This is a genomic window from Mesorhizobium sp. P160187 (genome assembly GCF_057766425.1).
On the sequence record NZ_JBYMDX010000003.1, the window covers coordinates 2,425,494 to 2,442,836 of the forward strand.

A 17,343-nucleotide genomic window follows, 5' to 3' on the forward strand; every position below is an offset into this window, starting at 1 on the left:
ACCTCGGCGGGGACCGCACTCATGGCCGCACAAACACGACCGAAACGACCGTTCCGCTGGCATATCGGCGTCTTCCTGGCGCCGGCGCTGCTGGTCTATACGGCGATCATGATCCTGCCGCTCGCCGGCACGCTGCAGCTGTCGCTGTTCCGCAATGTCGATCAGCATCAGGTGTTCGTCGGTTTCACTAATTTCCGTACGTTGTTCGGCGACCCCAACTGGTCGGTCGGCTTCTGGAACGCGCTGCGGAACAATACCTGGTTCTTCATCATCCACATGGTGGTGCAGAACCCGATCGGTGTCATGCTAGCGGCATTGCTGTCCAGCCCGAGGCTGAGATTCGCCGCCTTCTACCGCACCGCGATCTTCGTGCCGACCATCCTGTCCTTCGTCATCGTCGGCTTCGCCTGGAAACTGATCCTGTCGCCGTTATGGGGCGTGGCGCCGCATCTGATGGACCTGGTCGGCTTGAAAAGCCTGTTCACGCCTTGGCTGGGCAAGGAGCGATATGCGCTGACCGCGCTCAGCCTGATCTCGGTGTGGCAGTTCGTCGGCATCCCGATGATGCTGATCTATGCAGCCCTTTTGTCGATCCCCGAAGAGGTGATCGAGGCGGCCGAATGTGACGGCATCACCGGCATGTCGCAGTTCTGGAAGATCAAGCTGCCGCTGATCCTGCCGTCGATCGGCATCATCTCGATCCTGACCTTCGTCGGCAATTTCAACGCCTTCGACCTGATCTACACCGCGCAAGGGGCGCTCGCCGGCCCGAACTATTCGACCGATATTCTGGGCACTTTCCTCTACCGCGCCTTCTTCGGCTTTCAGCTGCAGACCGGCGATCCCAATATGGGCGCGGCGATCGCCACGATGATGTTCCTGATCATCCTCGGCGGCGTCTGCGTCTACCTCTTCCTCGTCCAGACGCGCCTGCGTCGCTACCAGTTTTAGAGGGGCGAGATGTCGAGCTTGAACACCCCCCTCTGGCCTGCCGGCCATCTCCCCCGCAAGGGGGGAGATTGGCAGCTCTGGCCTTGCCGCTCGTCTTGCAACGTTGGCGATTGGCGAAAGCAGTCGCGGCATCTGATCTCCCCCCTTGCTGGGGAGATGTCCGGCAGGACAGAGGGGGGTGCCTTGGCGCCAACCTCGCCTGCCTTGGCTCGTCAGGAGACCTTCCAATGAGCACCGCCACTCGTTCGCTGCCCCGCACCATCGGCGCCCACGCGATCCTGCTGACCTACACGGCGATCGCGCTGTTTCCGGTGATCCTGGTCATCATGAATTCGTTCAAGTCCCGCGCCGGCATCTTCAGCGAACCGCTGACGCCGCCGACGCCAAAGACCTTCGACCTGATCGGATATACCACCGTGATCGGGCAGGGCGACTTCATCCACTATTTTCAGAACAGCCTCGTCGTCACCGTCGCCTCGCTGTTCTTCGTGCTTCTGTTCGGCGCGATGGCGGCGTTCGCGCTGTCGGAATACCGCTTCCGCGGCAACACGCTGATGGGGCTTTACCTCGCGCTCGGCATCATGATCCCGATCCGGCTCGGCACCGTCGCCATCCTGCAATTGATGGTGGCGAGCGGGCTGGTCAACACGCTGACGGCGCTGATCCTGGTCTACACCGCGCAGGGGCTGCCGCTGGCCGTCTTCATCCTGTCGGAATTCATGAAGCAGGTGTCCGACGATCTGAAGAATGCCGGCCGGATCGACGGCCTGTCGGAATACACCATCTTCTTCCGGCTGGTGCTGCCGCTGGTGCGGCCCTCGATGGCGACGGTCGCCGTCTTCACCATGATCCCGATCTGGAACGATCTGTGGTTCCCACTGATCCTGGCGCCGTCGGAAGAGACCAAGACGGTGACGCTCGGCGCGCAGTTGTTCCTCGGCCAGTTCGTCACCAACTGGAACGCCATCCTGGCCGCACTCTCGCTGGCGATCATGCCGGTGCTGACCCTCTACGTCATCTTCTCGCGGCAGCTGATCCGCGGCATCACATCCGGAGCCGTCAAGTGAGCGGAGCCCTACAAATCTCTGCTGGAGCCTTCACCCCACCCGGCGCTGCGCGCCGACCTCCCCATCAAGGGGAGGTAAAAGGTCGTGGCTTCATTCACGACCGCCAAAGGGCGACTTTCGGAGAAGCTTCTTTGGCAGTGAGGGTGTTCGCGCCAACGTCCTACCTCCCCTCGATGGGGAGGTCGGCGCGAAGCGCCGGGTGGGGTGACACCCTCTCAGAAGGAACAACTGGAACATCTGGAGTAGTTAGGTGACCTCTAAATCGCCCCTTCGCGTCGTCGTCGCAGGCCTCGGTAATATGGGGCGTAGCCATGCGCTGGCCTACCACACTAATCCGGGCTTCGAGATCGCGGCACTCATCAACCGCTCCGACGTGCCATTGCCGGAAGGACTGTCGGGCTATGACATCCGTCGTTCCTTCGACGACGCGTTGCGCGATGAAAAGCCGGATGTCGCCTGCATCGCCACCTATTCCGACAGCCATGCCGACTATGCGGTGAAGGCATTCGAGGCCGGCTGCCACGTCTTCGTCGAGAAGCCGCTCGCAACGACGGTGGCGGACGCCAAGCGCGTCGTCGCCGCGGCCAAGGCCAACGGCCGAAAATTGGTGATCGGCTACATCCTGCGCCACCACCCGTCCTGGGTCAGGCTGATCGCCGAGGCGCGCAAGCTCGGCGGCCCTTACGTGTTTCGCATGAACCTCAACCAGCAATCGTCAGGCCCGACCTGGCAGACGCACAAGCAGTTGATGCAGACGACGTCGCCGATCGTTGATTGCGGCGTGCACTATCTCGACGTGATGCTGCAGATCACCGACGCCAGGCCGGTCGAGGTGCGCGGCATGGGGCTGCGGCTGACCGAGGAGATCGCGCCGACAATGTACAATTACGGCCATCTCCAGGTGCTGTTCGACGACGGCTCGGTCGGCTGGTACGAAGCTGCCTGGGGACCGATGATTTCGGAAACGGCGTTCTTCGTGAAGGACGTGATGTCGCCCAATGGCTGCGTGTCGATCGTCATGAAGGAAGGTGTGAAGTCGGACGACATCGACACCCACACCAAGACCTCGACCATCCGCCTGCACAGCGCTGCGACGGGTGCGGACGGCAAGTTCGCCAGGCCGGACGAGATGCTGTCGATGGACGGCGAACCCGGCCACCAGGACCTCTGCGACCTCGAACAGGCCTTCGTGCTGAAGGCGATCCGGGAAGACATCGACCTGACCCGCCACCTGGACGACGCGGTGAAATCGCTCGCCGTCTGCCTTGCCGCCGATGAGAGCGTGCGCAGCGGCGCCCCAGTTAAGCTCTAGTAGGGCAAACTCTAGAACAAGGACGAAGCCGTGGGCTCGCTGGTAATCGAGAATGTGAAGAAGGCCTTCGGGCCGGTCGAGGTGCTGAAAGGCATCAACCTCGAAGTGACCGACGGCGAATTCGTCGTCTTCGTCGGCCCATCTGGCTGCGGCAAGTCAACCTTGCTCAGGGTCATCGCCGGGCTGGAGGATTCGACCTCCGGCAGGGTGGTGATCGACGGCGCCGATGTCTCGGCCACGCCCCCGGCAAAACGCGGCATCGCCATGGTGTTCCAGACGTACGCGCTCTACCCGCATCTGACGGTGAAGAACAATATGGGCCTCGGCCTCAAGCAGGCCGGCACGCCCGCCCCGGAGATCGAACGCCGCATCGGCGTCGCCTCGTCGATGCTGTCGCTGGAACCGTATCTCGAGCGGCGGCCGGCGGAACTGTCGGGCGGCCAGCGCCAGCGCGTCGCCATCGGCCGCGCCGTGGTGCGTGAGCCAAAACTGTTTCTCTTCGACGAGCCCTTGTCGAACCTCGATGCAGCGCTGCGCGTCAACACGCGGCTCGAGATCGCGCAGCTGCACCGGCGGCTGAAGGCGACGATGATCTACGTCACCCATGATCAGGTCGAGGCCATGACGCTGGCCGACAAGATCGTCGTGCTCAACGCCGGCCAGATCGAGCAGATCGGCGGCCCGATGGAGCTTTACAATTCGCCGGCAAACGAGTTCGTCGCCGGCTTTATCGGCTCGCCGAAGATGAATTTCATCGACGGCGCCAGATTGGGCGAGACGGCCAAGACGATCGGCGTGCGGCCGGAGCATCTGACCGTGGATCCAAGGTCCGGCGCGTGGAAGGGAACGGTGGTGCATGCCGAACATCTCGGCGCCGACACCAACCTCTATCTCGACTGCGAAAAGGCCGGGCTGATCACGGTCCGCATTTTCGGTGTCTACGACGCCGAGCCAGGTGCGACGCTGTATGCAACGCCGGAGCCGGGTAAGACATACCGGTTTGGGGCGGACGGGAAGACGATCAAGTAATCCTTCGCCGACAGCAACCACGGCGATCATACCGTACCGAGCAGCACCGCGCCGTGGATCGCCGCCTGCCAGCCCAGGGCCGCCCAGCGTATGTCCAGAGGCTCTACAACAAGCGAATGCGGCAGGCTCTCCGCGATGCGCTGCTTGAGCGCCTTGCGGGGATAGGCCTTCATGTCGACGATACCGCCGCCGATCAGGATCGTCTGCGGGGAAAACAGGGCTGCTGCCGTTGCGACGGTCACCGCCTGCTGCCAGACGATCTCATCGAGCCATTCGCGCAGCGATGGCGGCTGCCCGGCCGCCGAAAACAGATCGGCCACCGGGATATCGTAGTCTGTCGCGAGATCGACAAGCGTTGCCCCTGAGGCGTAGGTCTCGACCCGGTTTGGCGGTCCGCTTTCGTCAGGCCGGTAGATCGGCATATGGCCGATTTCCAGCGCCCAGCCGCCGCCCCTGAAAATGCCGTCCTTGCCGAGATAGGCCGCACCGATGCCGGTGCCGAGATAGACCGCCAGCACCTCCTTTTGCCGCTTCACCGCGCCGGCAACGCTTTCGCCCAGCAATTGCAGCACGACGTCGCATTCGAGCCGCACGGGAACGCGGAGCCGCGATGCCAGTTCCGTACCCAGCCGGATACCGTTCAGTTCGGGAATGTTGGCCGTGTGCAGCACCGTGTCGAAGTCGCGGTCGATGAACCCAGGCACCGTCGCAACGACCCGTGCAGGTTTGAGCCCGGCATCGCGGCAGGCTGCGGTGACCGCATCGGCCAACCCCGCCACAGGCGCGCCCTTGCGCAGTTGCGCGGTCGGGTAGGTGCGGGCGAAATCCACCGGGTGGCCGCGATCGGCAAAGCCAACCTTGACCGACGTGCCGCCGATCTCGACCACGGCGATGGTCTCATCCGTCGTTTTGTCGGTCATGCGAGCGGTTCCAGGAATTCCGAAAGACAGGCGCGGAATTCCAGCCGGTAGGCGGCGCGATCCTGCGATTTGGCTGTGATGGTGCAAAGCCGGGCCGACGGAATGAGTCCGGCCAGCGTCTGTGCGTCGTCCAGTCGATGGACGAGGTCATGGTCATGGCCGATGACAAGAGTCGGCACCGCGATAGCGCGGATGTCCGCCTCGCTCACGCCGGGACCATCGCCGGCGATCGCCGAAAGCAGCCTGCCGAACAGAACCGGGTCCGGGCGAGTGAAGAAGCCTTGCAGGCTGCCGAGATTGTCCGGCGCCAATCTGGCCAGTTCGCCGGCAACAGCGCTGTCATCGAACAGACGCCTTGCGTCTTGGGGCGAATGCCGCATCAAGAGATCGCCGACCACGGCATAGGGCCTCATATTGGCCGGTGCAGCCTGGGATACCCACGCAGGCCGGGCGAGCACCAGCGCCCGCACCCGCGCCGGCCTGTGCACCGCCAGGCGAAGCGCCAGCGCCGCGCCCATCGAGATGCCGCCGACGACGGCCGGGCCGAGGCCGAGATCGTCGGCCAGTGCATCGACGTCCTCGGCAAACGTCGCGATCGAAAGCCGCTCGACCGGCCCGTAGCCGGATCCACCCTGGCCACGGCATTCGAGCGTCACCCGCCGTGTCTGCGGCAGGTCGGGAAACACGTCGGCGACCTGCGTCTCGTCGCCGCCCAGCCCATGCTGGAAGATGACGGAAAGGCCGACGCCGACGTCCCGGTAGGCAAGGTCGACGCCATCTCGGCTGAAGGTCTTTTTCACGTGTCGTCGCTCGCTTCCAGCACGGTGCGCAGAAAGGCGCCCACGCCGGGCGCCTCGGCCTCTGTCAGGCCATGCGTGATCAGGGGTCCGTCGAAGCCAGCGGCTTTCAGGCGGCCGATGAAATGCGGGAAGTCGACCACGCCCTTTCCGGCTGCGGCAAAACTGCCATCGGCATGGCGGTCCTTGGCATGGGCTAGGCCGATTTCACCCGCCAGCAAGCCGACGGCCTCGTCGATCAGGCGATGGCGCTCCGCGCTGTCGGCCACTTCGAACAGATTGGCCGGGTCGAGCACGATGCGCAGCCGCGTGCTGTTCATTTCGTCCAGCAGGCGGCGTGCGGCCCGGGCGTTGGAGACGACATTGGCCAGTTCCGGTTCGATGCCAAGCTCGATGTCGAAGCGCTCGGCAATCGCAATCGCCGCTTCCATGTCCATCCGCAGATCGCTCCATGCTGCCTCGCTCGCATTGTCGGGATGCCAGCGCCACTGATCCTGCGCATCCCTTGTGCCGGTGCACAGCGTGATCAGACGGGTGCCCATATCGGCGCATGACGCGGCCAGGACCTCAAGCCGGGCGAGTCCCTGGATCCGAACCGAGCGATCCGGGTGGATCATGTTGTAGGTTCCCGAAACCGCCGCGATCGAAACCCCGGTTTCACCGCTCGCCTCAGCGACGGACCGGGCCGCGCCGAGCTCAATGCTGTCCGGCATCGACGGCAGTCCAAGGCACGCCATGTTGAACTGCGCCGCCGTGTAGCCGCCGTCCGCCACCGCGCGCAGCACCGGCAGAGCGCCGGTGGTGGCGAAGGTCTTGGCGAAAATCCCAAGCTGCATCACACCACCCCGTCGACATCGGCCAGACGGACGGCGCGGCCGCCGGCAGCGGCCGAGCGGGCGATGGCCGCCATGCCCCTGACCGAGGCGATGCCGTCCTCGATGCCGGCGCCGATCATCGGCGCGCCATTCAGCACGACATCGGCAAAGCCTTCGAGCTGGCGGCGATAGAAGTGGCCATCCGCGCCAAGCGTCCGATGCCAACTGCCATCGGCCTCGCGGAAAATGTCGACCTCGCTGCTCTTGTAGTACCAGGGGTTATACGTCTTCGCGAGAACGCTGCCGTTCTGGCCATAGATCTGGAACCCTTCGTGCCAGTCCATGCGCACGGCGACCGTCAGGTCGAGATGGCCGATCGTGCCGTCGGCGAAGATGGTGGTGATGAACCAGCAATAGGCGCCATAGCGCTCGGTGAGCCGGGCCTCGACCGCCTCGATCGGCCTGTGCAGATGGCGCGCCGTATCGAGGAGATGGCTGCCATGCGCCAGCATGTAGTATTGGCGCAGATCCGCCTTGGGATTGACGGCAGGCTTGCGCGCCTTGGCGCTGGTGATGATCAGCGGTTGCACCGCATCGGTCATCGGGTAGCGGTGGGTGCTGTCGCAGTACCAGCCCTTGAACGCCAGCCGCTCGCCCATTTCGTCGTCGACGAAAGCCTTGGCCGCCTGGATGCCGGGATCGAAGCGCTTCATATGGCCGACCTGAAGCACCTTGCCGCTCTTGTCGAGCGTGGCCCGCAAGCCTTCGACCTCCTCGACCGAAACGCCCAGCGGCTTTTCGCAAAGCACATGCTTGCCGGCATCGAGCGCCAGTTCCGCGGCCTTGACGTGAAAAATGTCCGATGTCGCGATGATGACGGCATCGAGATCGGGATCGGCCAGCATCAGGCCGTAGTCGGCATAGGATTTTTCAGGCGCGTAGGTCGCGGCCATCCTGTTGCGCAGATCGTCGGCGACATCGCAGATGGCATAGAGATCGGCATTGCGTGCCTTGGTGCAGGATTCGAAATGCGCCGCCTGGGCAATCGGACCGCAGCCGAGCACGCCGACACGCAGCCGCCTTTCGTCTTTGCGAGGCATGGAATCTCTCCTGATTAGCGCGCGGCGAGGCCGCGAAGTTGAAATTGCGGATCGCCCGACAAAGCTGCCTGATGCAGCAGACAGGCAGCGCCCAATGCCGGACCGTCGGCGCCGACGCGCGACAGTTCGACTGTGGGAACCGGATAACCTTCAGCCAGGAAGTCCGAGAGGAAAGCTTCCACCTGTTTGGCGACAAAGGGATAGACAGCATTGACCGAGCCGGAGAGGATGATGCGCTCCGGCTGCAAGGTGCAGGCAAGTGTCGCCAGCCCGCGACCGAACCAGAGCGCCCAGTCGCGCGCGGTGGCAACGGCTGCCGGATCGCCATCGGCCAATGCCGCCACAAACTCATGCAGGCCGGCGCGCAGTCCGCTTATGTGCAAATAGCGAGCCAGCAACGCATCCTTGCCGACATAGGATTCCAGCCGCCCCGGGCGCTTCGCGTCGAAGACAAAACCTTCGTCGCCAATGCGAAGATGACCGATTTCGCCGACGCCGCCGAGCCGGCCGCGATGCAGCCTGCCGGCATTGATGATGCCGCCGCCAACGCCGTTCTCGATCAGGATGACCAGAGCATCCTCGCCGTCCTTTCCTGGCCGCGACCGGTATGTCTCGGCCACCGCCACGGCATTGGCATCGTTTTCCAAGAGGATTGGAAAGTCCGCGCCAAAGGCAGTGCGCAAAAGCTCCGCCAGATTGACCCCGTGCCAGCCAAGGATGGTGGCATGGTATGAAATCCCGTCGGCGGCGGGGAAGCCGGGCACGGCGACATTGAGCCCGTAGGGGCGCGTACCCGCAGGCAATTGCGAGCGGATCTCGGCGACGAGTTCCCCGATGATGTCGACCGCGGCTTCGGGCGTGCTACCGGGGCCGGCAAATGCCCTAGAGGCGCTCGCACGCCGCGCGCCGGCAAGGTCGACAGCCACGACTGCTATCCAGTTGACGCCGATATAAGCGCCAAGGAAGAAGCCGCCATTGCCGTCGATCTCGACCAGGATACCGGGACGGCCGACCCGACCCTCGCTATCCTGCTCGTCATCCGTTCCATCCGACCGCTCGCGCGCCAGACCGGCTTCGGTCAGCCCCAGCACCAGGGCGCCGGTGGTCGACCGGGTCAGGCCGAGATCGCGTGCGAGCGCCGCTCGGCTCGACGCGCCGGCACGAAACAGCGCCCCAAGTGCCCGCGTTTCGTTCGGCCGAAGATCGGTCGACACCAGCACGTCGTTCTCCACAATTTGTTTGATTGGCATACTAATAGAATTTCTAGGCGGTTTGAAAGGCCAACGTTGGGTGCATTGCACCAAATTATTCAGCATCCGCAAGCCATTGACCCAAGTTTCAAACATGATTTGTATCAGAAGCTTACAAATGGGAGGATGCGATGCCGGTTCTAGCGCGTCTCGAACACATCGTGAAGGATTTCGGTGCCGTTCGCGCGCTGGACAATGTCTCGCTCGACATCAATGAGGGCGAGGTTCTCGGCATGATGGGCGACAATGGTGCCGGCAAATCGACGCTGGTCAAAACCATCGCCGGAAATTTCCAGCCGACGTCAGGCACCCCCCAAGCCTGTCCTTCGGCCGCATCGGCCGGGGGACATCTCTTCGAAGGCAGGCTTGTCAGTTGCCCGCTTCGCAATCAGAGACTGCTTGCGTCTCTCCAGCAGGCGATCAGATGACCGTCGCCGGCCTGCCTGACGGGTGGTTGCGCCTTTCGGCAATCGGGCAGCGCGACAGGACAGCGCGCGGCAAAGGAGCATCCGGAGGTCTCGGCATCGTGTGCCGCGACGTGGAGCTGAGCCGGAGCCCTCGGCGCCGTCTCATCCGAGGATGCGGCCAGAAGCAGCTTCGTGTAGGGGTGGTTGGGGCCACGGAAAATCTGCTCGGATGACCCCGTCTCGACCAGCCGGCCGCGATAGAGCACGCCGATCCTGTCGGCCATATAGCGCACCACCCTTAGGTCGTGGCTGATGAACAGATAGGTGGTGTCCTTGTCGCGCTGCAGGTCGTTGAGCAAATTGAGCACGGTCGCCTGCACGGAAACGTCGAGCGCAGAGGTCGGCTCGTCCAACACCACGAGCTTCGGCACGCCGGCAAAGGCGCGCGCAATCGCCGCCCGTTGGCGCTGGCCACCAGACAGCGATCTCGGCTTCTGGTCGACGGTCGTAGCGGCAAGACGAACCGAGGCCACGAGATCGCCGACACGCTGCTTTATTTCGTTGCGGCGCAGCCCAGCCAGCCGCCGCAGCGGGCGGCCCAGAATCCTGCCGATCCGCTGGCGCGGGTTGAGCGTGCGGTCGGGTGACTGGAACACCATCTGCACGTCGCGCCGTTCGCTCAGGCTTCTTTTCTCGACGCGCGGCGCGACAGTGCTGCCGAACAGTTCGACCGACCCAGCGTCCGGCGTCTGCAGGCCAGTCACGATCCTTGCCAATGTCGACTTGCCGGAGCCGGATTCGCCGATCAGCCCGAACGTCTCGCCCTGGGCTATCTCCAGGTCGATATCGTGCAGGACGGCCTGGGAGCCGAAGGCGTGGCTGATGCCTTTGCAGGCGACGGCGATCGGACGTGCGGCTTCCGGTTGATCGCTGCGGACAGGCTTCGACGGGCTGGTTGTGTGCATCTCGGCCAGCCTGCCGTCGCGCTTGGTGAAGTTGAGCGCCGGGATCGAGGCGATCAGCGCCTTGGTGTAGGCGTGAACAGGGTTCTCGAAGACATCGTTGGCGATGCCGCTTTCGACCACCGTCCCCGACTGCATCACGGCCACCCGATCGCAGGCCCGGCGGACCATGTTGATGTCATGGCTGATCAGCAGAACGCTGGTTTTGTGATCGCGGCGCAAGTCCTGCAGGATGGCGACGATCTCGGACTGGACGCTGGCGTCAAGCGCCGTCGTCGGCTCGTCCAGCACCAGCAGCGACGGGTCGAGCGCAATGGCAATCGCGATGTTGGCGCGCTGCTGCATGCCGCCCGACAATTCATGCGGATAGAGATCGAGCACCCGTTCCGGATTGCTCACCCTGACACGGCTCAGCAGTTCGGCGGCGCGGGTGCGTGCTTCGTCCTGCCGAACCTGGCGATGCCGCATGATCGTTTCGGTGATCTGCCGGCCGATCGTCATGGCCGGATTGAGTGCCGCACCTGGATGCTGGTAGACAGCCGCGATGCGATCGCCCCTTAGCCGGCGAAGCTGCTCGCCGGAGAGACTGCGGATCTCGCGACCCTGGAATTCGAGCGCCGACGCGGCGATCCGGGCGTTGCGCGGCAGATAGCGCAGAATAGCGAGAGCCACCGAGCTCTTGCCCGATCCGGACTCGCCGACAAGGCCGAGCGCTTCGCCTTCGCCGATGGCGAGCGACACGCCGTTGACGGCCGGATGCGATCCCCGGCGTCCATCATAGGCGACGGTGAGCTGCTCGACGTTCAGAACCGATGACGACATGTCTTGCTGAAACCACTTTCTTTCGGCGCGGTCTTCGAGGGCAATCGCTTCCGCTTTCGCGCCGCACAATCTCTATAAAATTACTCGAATTAAGCTGGAGCGCAATCTACCTTTCATCGCTCAGGAGAGATTGTCGCAGCCGGTCGAGGCGTCGCGACGGTCCCTTGGAGCAGTTCTGCAAGGAGGCCGACATGGCACGCGACCACATGATCCTCAGCGCGTTTTTCTTCAACCCGCAGGGCGATCATCGTATGTCATGGCGCCATCCGCGCGCGCCCGGCCGCGAAGTGCTCGACTTCGACTTCTACCGCGATCTCGTCCAGTCTGCCGAGCGCGCCAGGATCGATACGATCTTCGTCGCCGACCATGTCGCGATCTGGGATTCCGTACAGAGCGGCGTAGCCCATTACGCCAATGCCCGCCTGGAACCGCTGACGCTGTTGTCGGCGCTTGCCGGCGTGACCAGGCATATCGGCCTCATCACAACCGCCTCGAGCTCCTACAGCGAGCCCTACAATGTCGCCCGCATGTTTGCCTCGCTCGACCATATCAGCAAGGGCAGGGCGTCTTGGAATGTGGTGACGTCGGCCATGGACGAGGAGGCCCGCAATTTCGGCCGCGACGGCAATATCGAGCACGCCTTTCGCTATGAGCGCGCCACCGAATTCCTCGATATCGTCAAGGCGCTGTGGGACAGCTGGGAAGACGAGGCGCTACTGATCGACAAGGCATCGGGCTATTTCGCCGATCCCGACAAGGTCCATGCGATCAACCACAAGGGCCCGCATTTCAAGGTGCGCGGACCGCTCAATGTCTCGCGCCCGCCGCAGGGCCATCCGCTGATCGTCCAGGCCGGCTCGTCCGAAGACGGCAAGAATTTCGCTACCGCGCACGCCGATGCGCACTTTGCCATCTACAGCACCAAGGAAGACGGCATCAAATATAGGCAGGACATCAACGAGCGCCTCGCCCGTTACGGCCGCAAGCCCGAGAGCTTCAAGATCCTGCCGGGCATCCTGCCGATCGTCGCAGCTTCCGAAGCAGAGGGACGCGAGCGGCAAGAGTATCTGCAGAGCTTGCTTCCCGATCGGGTCGGCATCGACCTTCTCTCGAGCTGGAGCGGTGTCGATCTCTCAGTCTTCCCGCCGGACGGCCCGCTACCGCCGCTGCCGGACGAAAGCACATTCAATGGTGGCCGCACCTCGCTCAATCGAGTCAAGGAATGGTCGAAGCAGAACCTCACTCTGCGCGAGATCGCTCGCAAGCTCGCCAACAGCGGTTCGGTGCCGACCGTCGTCGGCACACCGAACCAGATCGCCGATCAGCTGCAGGACTGGTTCGAGGCAGGTGCCGCCGACGGCTTCAACCTGATGTTCCCGCTGCTGCCGGAGGATTGGGTGAATTTTGCCGAGCAGGTCGTGCCGGAACTGCAGCGCCGCGGCGTATTCCCCACCGAATATGCGCCGGGGACGCTGCGGGACCGTTTCGGCCTGGCGCGGCCGGCCAACCGCTTCGCCGAACAGCGCGACAATGTGCGCGCCGTATCCTGACTTGGAGCAATTGGTATGACCGCAGCGCCAAAACTCCAGCCCCGCGAAGCCACGGCTCCGCAGCTCATCAATGTTCTGCACAGCCCCAAGCGCATTCGGGTCAAATTCGCCGGCCGCACCATCGCCGACAGCCGCAACGTCCTGGTGCTGCGCTCCAACCATTTCCTGCCGATCTATTTCTTCCCGGCATCCTCGGTGGACCGCTCGCTCTTGAAGCCGTCCGAGCATAGCCAGCCCCATCCCGTCGGTGGCGAAACCACCTATTGGAACCTGGAGACGGGAGAAAAAGCTTCGCCCAACGCGGCCTGGTCGCTTGTCGCGCCGCCGGATGAAAGCCTGTCGCCGCTGGCCGGACGCATCGCCTTCACCTGGAAAGCGGTCGACCAATGGTTCGAGGAGGAGGAAGAAGTCTTCGTCCACGCCCGCGATCCATACGCACGCATCGATGTGCTGCAGAGTTCAAGTCACGTCCAGATCTGGTTCGACGGCGAAGTGATCGCCGACAGCCATCGCCCGGTGCTGCTGTTCGAAACGCATCTGCCGACGCGTTTCTATTTGCATCCGGACGATGTCAGGCTCGACCGTCTGGTCGCCTCGGACAGCACGACGCGCTGTCCCTACAAGGGCATCGCCTCTTACTGGTCGGGCCTGCGCGCCGACGGCTCGGTGAGCCCTGATATCGCTTGGAGCTACCGCGATCCCATTGCCGAAATGCCCAAGATCAAGGGCCTCATCGCCTTCTACCCGCAAGCCGTCGACCGCATCCATCTCGACGGCGAACCAGTCGCTTAAGCCATTCAACAGTCATTTCAGACAGGGGTTTCAAAATGACCAAACGCAACGACATCGATACGCTTCGCAATCTGTCCGGCGACATCTGGAACGTCGCCGTCGATGAGCACCAGGCCGGCTTCCTCAAGCGCCGCGATCTGCTGAAATACGCAGCCTTGATCGGCCTCACCGGCTTTGCCGCCTCGCAGGGACTTGCTGGTTTCGGCACGGCGCGCGCTGCCGGCGCCGGCGGCACGGTCCGCGTTGGGCTCGGACAGCCGACCAAGGCGATCGATCCCGTCTCCATCACCGATCCGGCCAGCATCGGCGTCATCAGCCAGGTCGGCGAATATCTCATCCTCGACGATCCCAAGGACGGTCTGCAGCCCAAGCTCGCTCTGTCGTGGGAGGCCGACGAGACCGCCAGCCGCTGGACCTTCAAATTGCGGCCGGGCGTAAAATTCCACGACGGCCGCACCGTCACCGCCAAGGATGTGGTGGCGAGCTTCGAGCGGCTGGTCGATCCGGCCAGCGGTTCGTCCGCTTTGTCGGCCTATAAGGGCATCCTGTCCAAGGGCGGCGCCAAGGTCGTCGACGACCAGACAGTCGCCTTCGATCTCGACGGGCCCAACAGCAACTTCCCCTTCTATGTCTCGTCCGACGTCTACAATGCCGTCATCCTGCCGGCCGACTATGCCGGCGATTTCGAGAAGAATTTCAACGGCACCGGCCCGTTCAAGCTCGAATCCTTCCGCCCCAAGCAGGGCGCCAGCTTCGTGCGCAACCCTGACTATTGGGGCGACAAGGCGCTGCCCGACCGCGTCGAAATCAAGTTCTTCGACGACGAGCAGGCGCAGGTGCTGGCGCTGCAGGCCGGCCAGCTCGACGTCATCCCGAGCACGACCCGGCTGGAATTGGCGATCGAGGGCAATCCCAACTTCAAGCTGCTCAGCGTGCAGGCAAGTTCGCATGACGAGGTGCATCTGCGGACCGACCAGGCGCCGTTCACCGACAAGCGCATCCGCCGCGCCTTGGCGCTCACCATCGACCGCGAGGCGGTGGTCAAGGGCTTGCTCAAGGGCCGCGCTATCGTCGGCAACGACACCCCGTTCGCGCCGATCTTCCCCTCGGCCGATCCGTCGGTGCCGCAGCGCAAGCAGGACATCGCCGAGGCCAAGCGCCTGCTTGGCGAAGCCGGCGTGCCGAACGGCTTCCCGGTGACGCTGACCACCGAGCGCGCCTATGACATTCCCGATTATGCCGTGCTGATCCAGAATTTTGCCAAGAAGGCCGGCATCGACATCAAGCTCAACGTGCTGCCGCAGGACGCCTATTATGGCTCGGCGAAGTTCGGCTCGTCGCCATGGCTCGATTCCAATCTCGGCATTACCGATTTTGGCCATCGCGGCACGCCCGACATCTTCCTCAATGCCACGCTGAAGAGCTCGGGCGCCTGGAACGCCGCGCATTTCAACAACCCCGCCTATGACGGGTTGCTGCTCGAATACGGCAAGGCCCGCGACCTTCAGGCGCAACGCCTTGCGGCGGGAAAGATCCAGACCTTGCTGCTCGACGAGACGCCGCTGATCATCAGCTACTTCTCGCAATATAGCCGGATCGTCTCATCGAAGGTCGAGGGCGTCCGCTTCACGGCAATCTCGCATCTGCTGCTCGACCGCGTGACGTTCGCCCAGGCATGATTGCGAGACGTCCAGCCACTCCGGGCACTAAAATCCGATGCTGACCGGCCGCACTGTGTCGGTGCGGGCAGCCTCGCTTCTGCTCACGCTGTGGCTGGTCAGCATGCTGGTGTTCTTCGCCGGGCAGGTTCTGCCCGGCGATGTCGGTCGCCTCATGCTCGGGCCGTTCGCCGATGCCGAGGCCGTCGCGGCGCTGAACAGGCAGCTCGGCGCCGACCAGCCGGTGCTCGTGCAATACTGGCACTGGTTCAGCAGCGTGCTGTCAGGCGATTTCGGCACCTCCCTGTCGCTGCGTCTGCCGGTGGCGCCCTTCGTTCTGGGAAGCCTCAAGCGCTCGGCGGCCCTTGCCGGAATTATCCTCGTCTTTCTGCTGCCGCTGGGCATCGGCGCCGGCATCGTCGCCGGTCTCAACCAGGGCCGCTTTATCGACCGCCTGATCGTACTCGCCGGCGTGTCCTTCGGCATTGTCCCGGACTTCGTCTCCGGCCTGCTGATGCTCATCGTCTTCGGCCTGTGGCTGAACTGGTTCCCGATCACCGGCGCTGCTCCCGATGGCGCCGGGCTCTGGGTCAGTGGCTATTACCTGATCCTGCCGGCGCTGCCGCTGGTGCTGAACCTTGCCGGCTACATCGCCCGCATGACGCGGGCCGGCGTGATCGAGGCGCTGGCCGCCGACTATACGCGCACCGCCGTCCTGAAGGGCCTCGAGCGTCGCGAGATACTCATCCGGCACGTGCTGCGTAATGCGCTGACGCCGACCATCGCCGTGCTCGCGACCCAGACCGGTTACATGCTGGGTGGTCTGGTGGTCATCGAAGCCCTGTTCGGCATACAGGGCCTCGGCAATATGGTGCTCAACGCCGCCAAGTCGCGTGACTTCCCGATGCTCGAAGCCGGCGTGCTGGTCATGGCGACCATCTTCGTGCTGTCGGCCGCGGCAGGCGATCTCGTGAATGCCTTGCTCGATCCGCGGCAGCGCCGCCGTGTGTCGCCATGATGGAACTGATGGAATTGCCGGAGCGCCGTACGCTGGGCTGGCGGGCAGCAAGTCGCATCCGCGAGACTGTTTCGCAGCTGCCGCCCTCGGTGATCGTTGGATCGCTGATCCTGCTGTTCTGGGTCGGCTGCGCCGTGTTAGGCAGCCTGTTTGTGCCCTACGATCCCTATGCCGAGGATTTCCTCGTCATGCTGGCGCCGCCTGATGCCGCGCACTGGTTCGGCACCGACCAACTTGGCCGCGACGTGCTGTCGCGCATCGTCGTCGGCTCGCGTGACATCCTGCTGGTCGCGCCGGCAGCAACACTGCTCGGCGTTGCCGCCGGCAGCGTGCTTGGCCTCGTGCTCGGCTATTTCGACGGGCTGATCGACGCCATCGGCGCCAGGCTGCTCGACACGCTGATGGCCTTTCCCTTCATCGTCCTCGTCACCATGGCGCTGGTCGCGCTTGGGCCATCGAACCTCACCGTCATCCTTGTGATCGGCATCGCCTATGCCCCGCTGGTGGCACGGACGGTGCGTGCCGCCGTGCGCGAACAGCGCGACCGCGACTATGTCAGCGCCGCCCGTCTCGGCGGCGAGAGCGCTCTTGCCATCATGTTCCTCGAGATCCTGCCCAATGTCAGGGAAACCATCCTCATCGAGCTGGTCACAAGGCTTGGCTACGCCTTCTTTTCGATCGCCACGCTGAGCTTCCTCGGCCTCGGCATCCAGCCTCCCTCAGCCGATTGGGGACTGGCGGTCGCCGACGGCTACGGCTTCCTGACCGGCGGCAAATGGTGGGTGGTGATCTTCAACTCGGCGGCCATCGTTTCGCTTGTCATGGCAACCAATCTGATCGCGCAAGGCATGGGCGCCTTCGAAAACAGCGACCGGTGAAGAGCGGAACACTCA

The 17,343-nt window shown here is 63.8% G+C and carries 15 protein-coding genes and 1 pseudogene; 10 read left to right on the plus strand and 6 right to left on the minus strand.

What is annotated here, in order from left to right; translation table 11 throughout:
* Positions 1 to 21: 21 nt before the first annotated feature.
* The 4 genes from AC3CCE_RS15185 to AC3CCE_RS15200 all read left to right on the plus strand — a co-directional run bounded on the left by AC3CCE_RS15185 (position 22) and on the right by AC3CCE_RS15200 (position 4,359).
* A complete protein-coding gene (locus AC3CCE_RS15185) occupies positions 22 to 951 on the plus strand; it encodes a carbohydrate ABC transporter permease (protein ID WP_023668843.1) in 930 nt (309 codons plus the stop codon).
* A 227-nt stretch (positions 952 to 1,178) separates the two neighbouring features.
* Positions 1,179 to 2,018 (plus strand): carbohydrate ABC transporter permease, encoded by an 840-nt coding sequence (locus tag AC3CCE_RS15190; protein WP_023668842.1) that lies wholly within the window; start codon positions 1,179 to 1,181, stop codon positions 2,016 to 2,018.
* Positions 2,019 to 2,268: 250 nt separating this feature from the next.
* Complete coding sequence (locus AC3CCE_RS15195) at positions 2,269 to 3,330, plus strand: Gfo/Idh/MocA family protein (protein ID WP_352624077.1); 1,062 nt, start codon at positions 2,269 to 2,271, stop codon at positions 3,328 to 3,330.
* Positions 3,331 to 3,360: 30 nt separating this feature from the next.
* On the plus strand, positions 3,361 to 4,359 hold the full coding sequence (locus AC3CCE_RS15200) for an ABC transporter ATP-binding protein (protein WP_023668840.1): 999 nt from the start codon (positions 3,361 to 3,363) through the stop codon (positions 4,357 to 4,359).
* A 26-nt stretch (positions 4,360 to 4,385) separates the two neighbouring features.
* On the opposite strand, the gene AC3CCE_RS15205 is transcribed toward AC3CCE_RS15200, so the two are convergent.
* From AC3CCE_RS15205 to AC3CCE_RS15225, 5 genes are read right to left on the minus strand one after another with little or no spacing between them, the layout of a single operon-like run.
* Entirely contained in the window at positions 4,386 to 5,279 is an 894-nt protein-coding gene (locus AC3CCE_RS15205; RefSeq protein ID WP_352624075.1) for an ROK family protein, read from the minus strand.
* The gene (locus tag AC3CCE_RS15210) at positions 5,276 to 6,079 is read right to left on the minus strand and encodes an alpha/beta fold hydrolase (protein WP_352624073.1); all 804 of its coding nucleotides are present in this window, start codon (positions 6,077 to 6,079) and stop codon (positions 5,276 to 5,278) included. Before AC3CCE_RS15210 ends, AC3CCE_RS15205 begins: the two co-directional genes overlap by 4 nt.
* Positions 6,076 to 6,912 carry a sugar phosphate isomerase/epimerase family protein gene (locus AC3CCE_RS15215; RefSeq protein ID WP_352535477.1) on the minus strand — a complete coding sequence of 279 codons (837 nt, stop codon included), beginning with the start codon at positions 6,910 to 6,912 and terminating at the stop codon, positions 6,076 to 6,078. The genes AC3CCE_RS15210 and AC3CCE_RS15215 overlap by 4 nt, the downstream gene beginning before the upstream one ends.
* Positions 6,912 to 7,991, minus strand: a complete 1,080-nt coding sequence (locus AC3CCE_RS15220; RefSeq protein ID WP_352624071.1) for a Gfo/Idh/MocA family protein — start codon at positions 7,989 to 7,991, stop codon at positions 6,912 to 6,914. The genes AC3CCE_RS15215 and AC3CCE_RS15220 overlap by 1 nt, the downstream gene beginning before the upstream one ends.
* Positions 7,992 to 8,005: 14 nt before the next feature.
* Complete coding sequence (locus AC3CCE_RS15225; RefSeq protein ID WP_352624069.1) at positions 8,006 to 9,241, minus strand: ROK family transcriptional regulator; 1,236 nt, start codon at positions 9,239 to 9,241, stop codon at positions 8,006 to 8,008.
* A gap of 131 nt (positions 9,242 to 9,372) precedes the next feature.
* On the opposite strand from AC3CCE_RS15225, the pseudogene AC3CCE_RS15230 reads away from it, so the two are divergent.
* A pseudogene (locus AC3CCE_RS15230) lies at positions 9,373 to 9,552 on the plus strand (ATP-binding cassette domain-containing protein); the annotation flags it as partial.
* A gap of 77 nt (positions 9,553 to 9,629) precedes the next feature.
* Here the strand turns inward: AC3CCE_RS15230 and AC3CCE_RS15235 are convergent.
* Entirely contained in the window at positions 9,630 to 11,432 is a 1,803-nt protein-coding gene (locus AC3CCE_RS15235; protein WP_352624067.1) for a dipeptide ABC transporter ATP-binding protein, read from the minus strand.
* Between the two features lie 191 nt (positions 11,433 to 11,623).
* On the opposite strand from AC3CCE_RS15235, the gene AC3CCE_RS15240 reads away from it, so the two are divergent.
* The 5 genes from AC3CCE_RS15240 to AC3CCE_RS15260 are packed head-to-tail and all read left to right on the plus strand — an operon-like array spanning position 11,624 to position 17,328.
* Complete coding sequence (locus tag AC3CCE_RS15240; RefSeq protein ID WP_352624065.1) at positions 11,624 to 12,982, plus strand: LLM class flavin-dependent oxidoreductase; 1,359 nt, start codon at positions 11,624 to 11,626, stop codon at positions 12,980 to 12,982.
* A gap of 15 nt (positions 12,983 to 12,997) precedes the next feature.
* Positions 12,998 to 13,774, plus strand: a complete 777-nt coding sequence (locus tag AC3CCE_RS15245; protein ID WP_352624064.1) for a DUF427 domain-containing protein — start codon at positions 12,998 to 13,000, stop codon at positions 13,772 to 13,774.
* Positions 13,775 to 13,809: 35 nt separating this feature from the next.
* The gene (locus tag AC3CCE_RS15250; protein ID WP_023738076.1) at positions 13,810 to 15,453 is read left to right on the plus strand and encodes an ABC transporter substrate-binding protein; all 1,644 of its coding nucleotides are present in this window, start codon (positions 13,810 to 13,812) and stop codon (positions 15,451 to 15,453) included.
* A gap of 37 nt (positions 15,454 to 15,490) precedes the next feature.
* On the plus strand, positions 15,491 to 16,450 hold the full coding sequence (locus AC3CCE_RS15255; RefSeq protein WP_352624062.1) for an ABC transporter permease: 960 nt from the start codon (positions 15,491 to 15,493) through the stop codon (positions 16,448 to 16,450).
* Positions 16,447 to 17,328, plus strand: coding sequence for an ABC transporter permease (locus tag AC3CCE_RS15260; RefSeq protein ID WP_352624060.1), 882 nt, complete (start codon positions 16,447 to 16,449; stop codon positions 17,326 to 17,328). The genes AC3CCE_RS15255 and AC3CCE_RS15260 overlap by 4 nt, the downstream gene beginning before the upstream one ends.
* The last annotated feature ends 15 nt before the right edge of the window (positions 17,329 to 17,343 follow it).

Coding starts and splice junctions, on each gene's coding strand:
- AC3CCE_RS15185 (WP_023668843.1), top strand. CDS start 22: ATGGCCGCACAAACACGACCGAAACGACCGTTCCGCTGGCATATCGGC.
- AC3CCE_RS15190 (WP_023668842.1), top strand. CDS start 1,179: ATGAGCACCGCCACTCGTTCGCTGCCCCGCACCATCGGCGCCCACGCG.
- AC3CCE_RS15205 (WP_352624075.1), bottom strand. CDS start 5,279: ATGACCGACAAAACGACGGATGAGACCATCGCCGTGGTCGAGATCGGC.
- AC3CCE_RS15215 (WP_352535477.1), bottom strand. CDS start 6,912: ATGCAGCTTGGGATTTTCGCCAAGACCTTCGCCACCACCGGCGCTCTG.
- AC3CCE_RS15220 (WP_352624071.1), bottom strand. CDS start 7,991: ATGCCTCGCAAAGACGAAAGGCGGCTGCGTGTCGGCGTGCTCGGCTGC.
- AC3CCE_RS15225 (WP_352624069.1), bottom strand. CDS start 9,241: ATGCCAATCAAACAAATTGTGGAGAACGACGTGCTGGTGTCGACCGAT.
- AC3CCE_RS15235 (WP_352624067.1), bottom strand. CDS start 11,432: ATGTCGTCATCGGTTCTGAACGTCGAGCAGCTCACCGTCGCCTATGAT.
- AC3CCE_RS15240 (WP_352624065.1), top strand. CDS start 11,624: ATGGCACGCGACCACATGATCCTCAGCGCGTTTTTCTTCAACCCGCAG.
- AC3CCE_RS15245 (WP_352624064.1), top strand. CDS start 12,998: ATGACCGCAGCGCCAAAACTCCAGCCCCGCGAAGCCACGGCTCCGCAG.
- AC3CCE_RS15250 (WP_023738076.1), top strand. CDS start 13,810: ATGACCAAACGCAACGACATCGATACGCTTCGCAATCTGTCCGGCGAC.
- AC3CCE_RS15255 (WP_352624062.1), top strand. CDS start 15,491: ATGCTGACCGGCCGCACTGTGTCGGTGCGGGCAGCCTCGCTTCTGCTC.
- AC3CCE_RS15260 (WP_352624060.1), top strand. CDS start 16,447: ATGATGGAACTGATGGAATTGCCGGAGCGCCGTACGCTGGGCTGGCGG.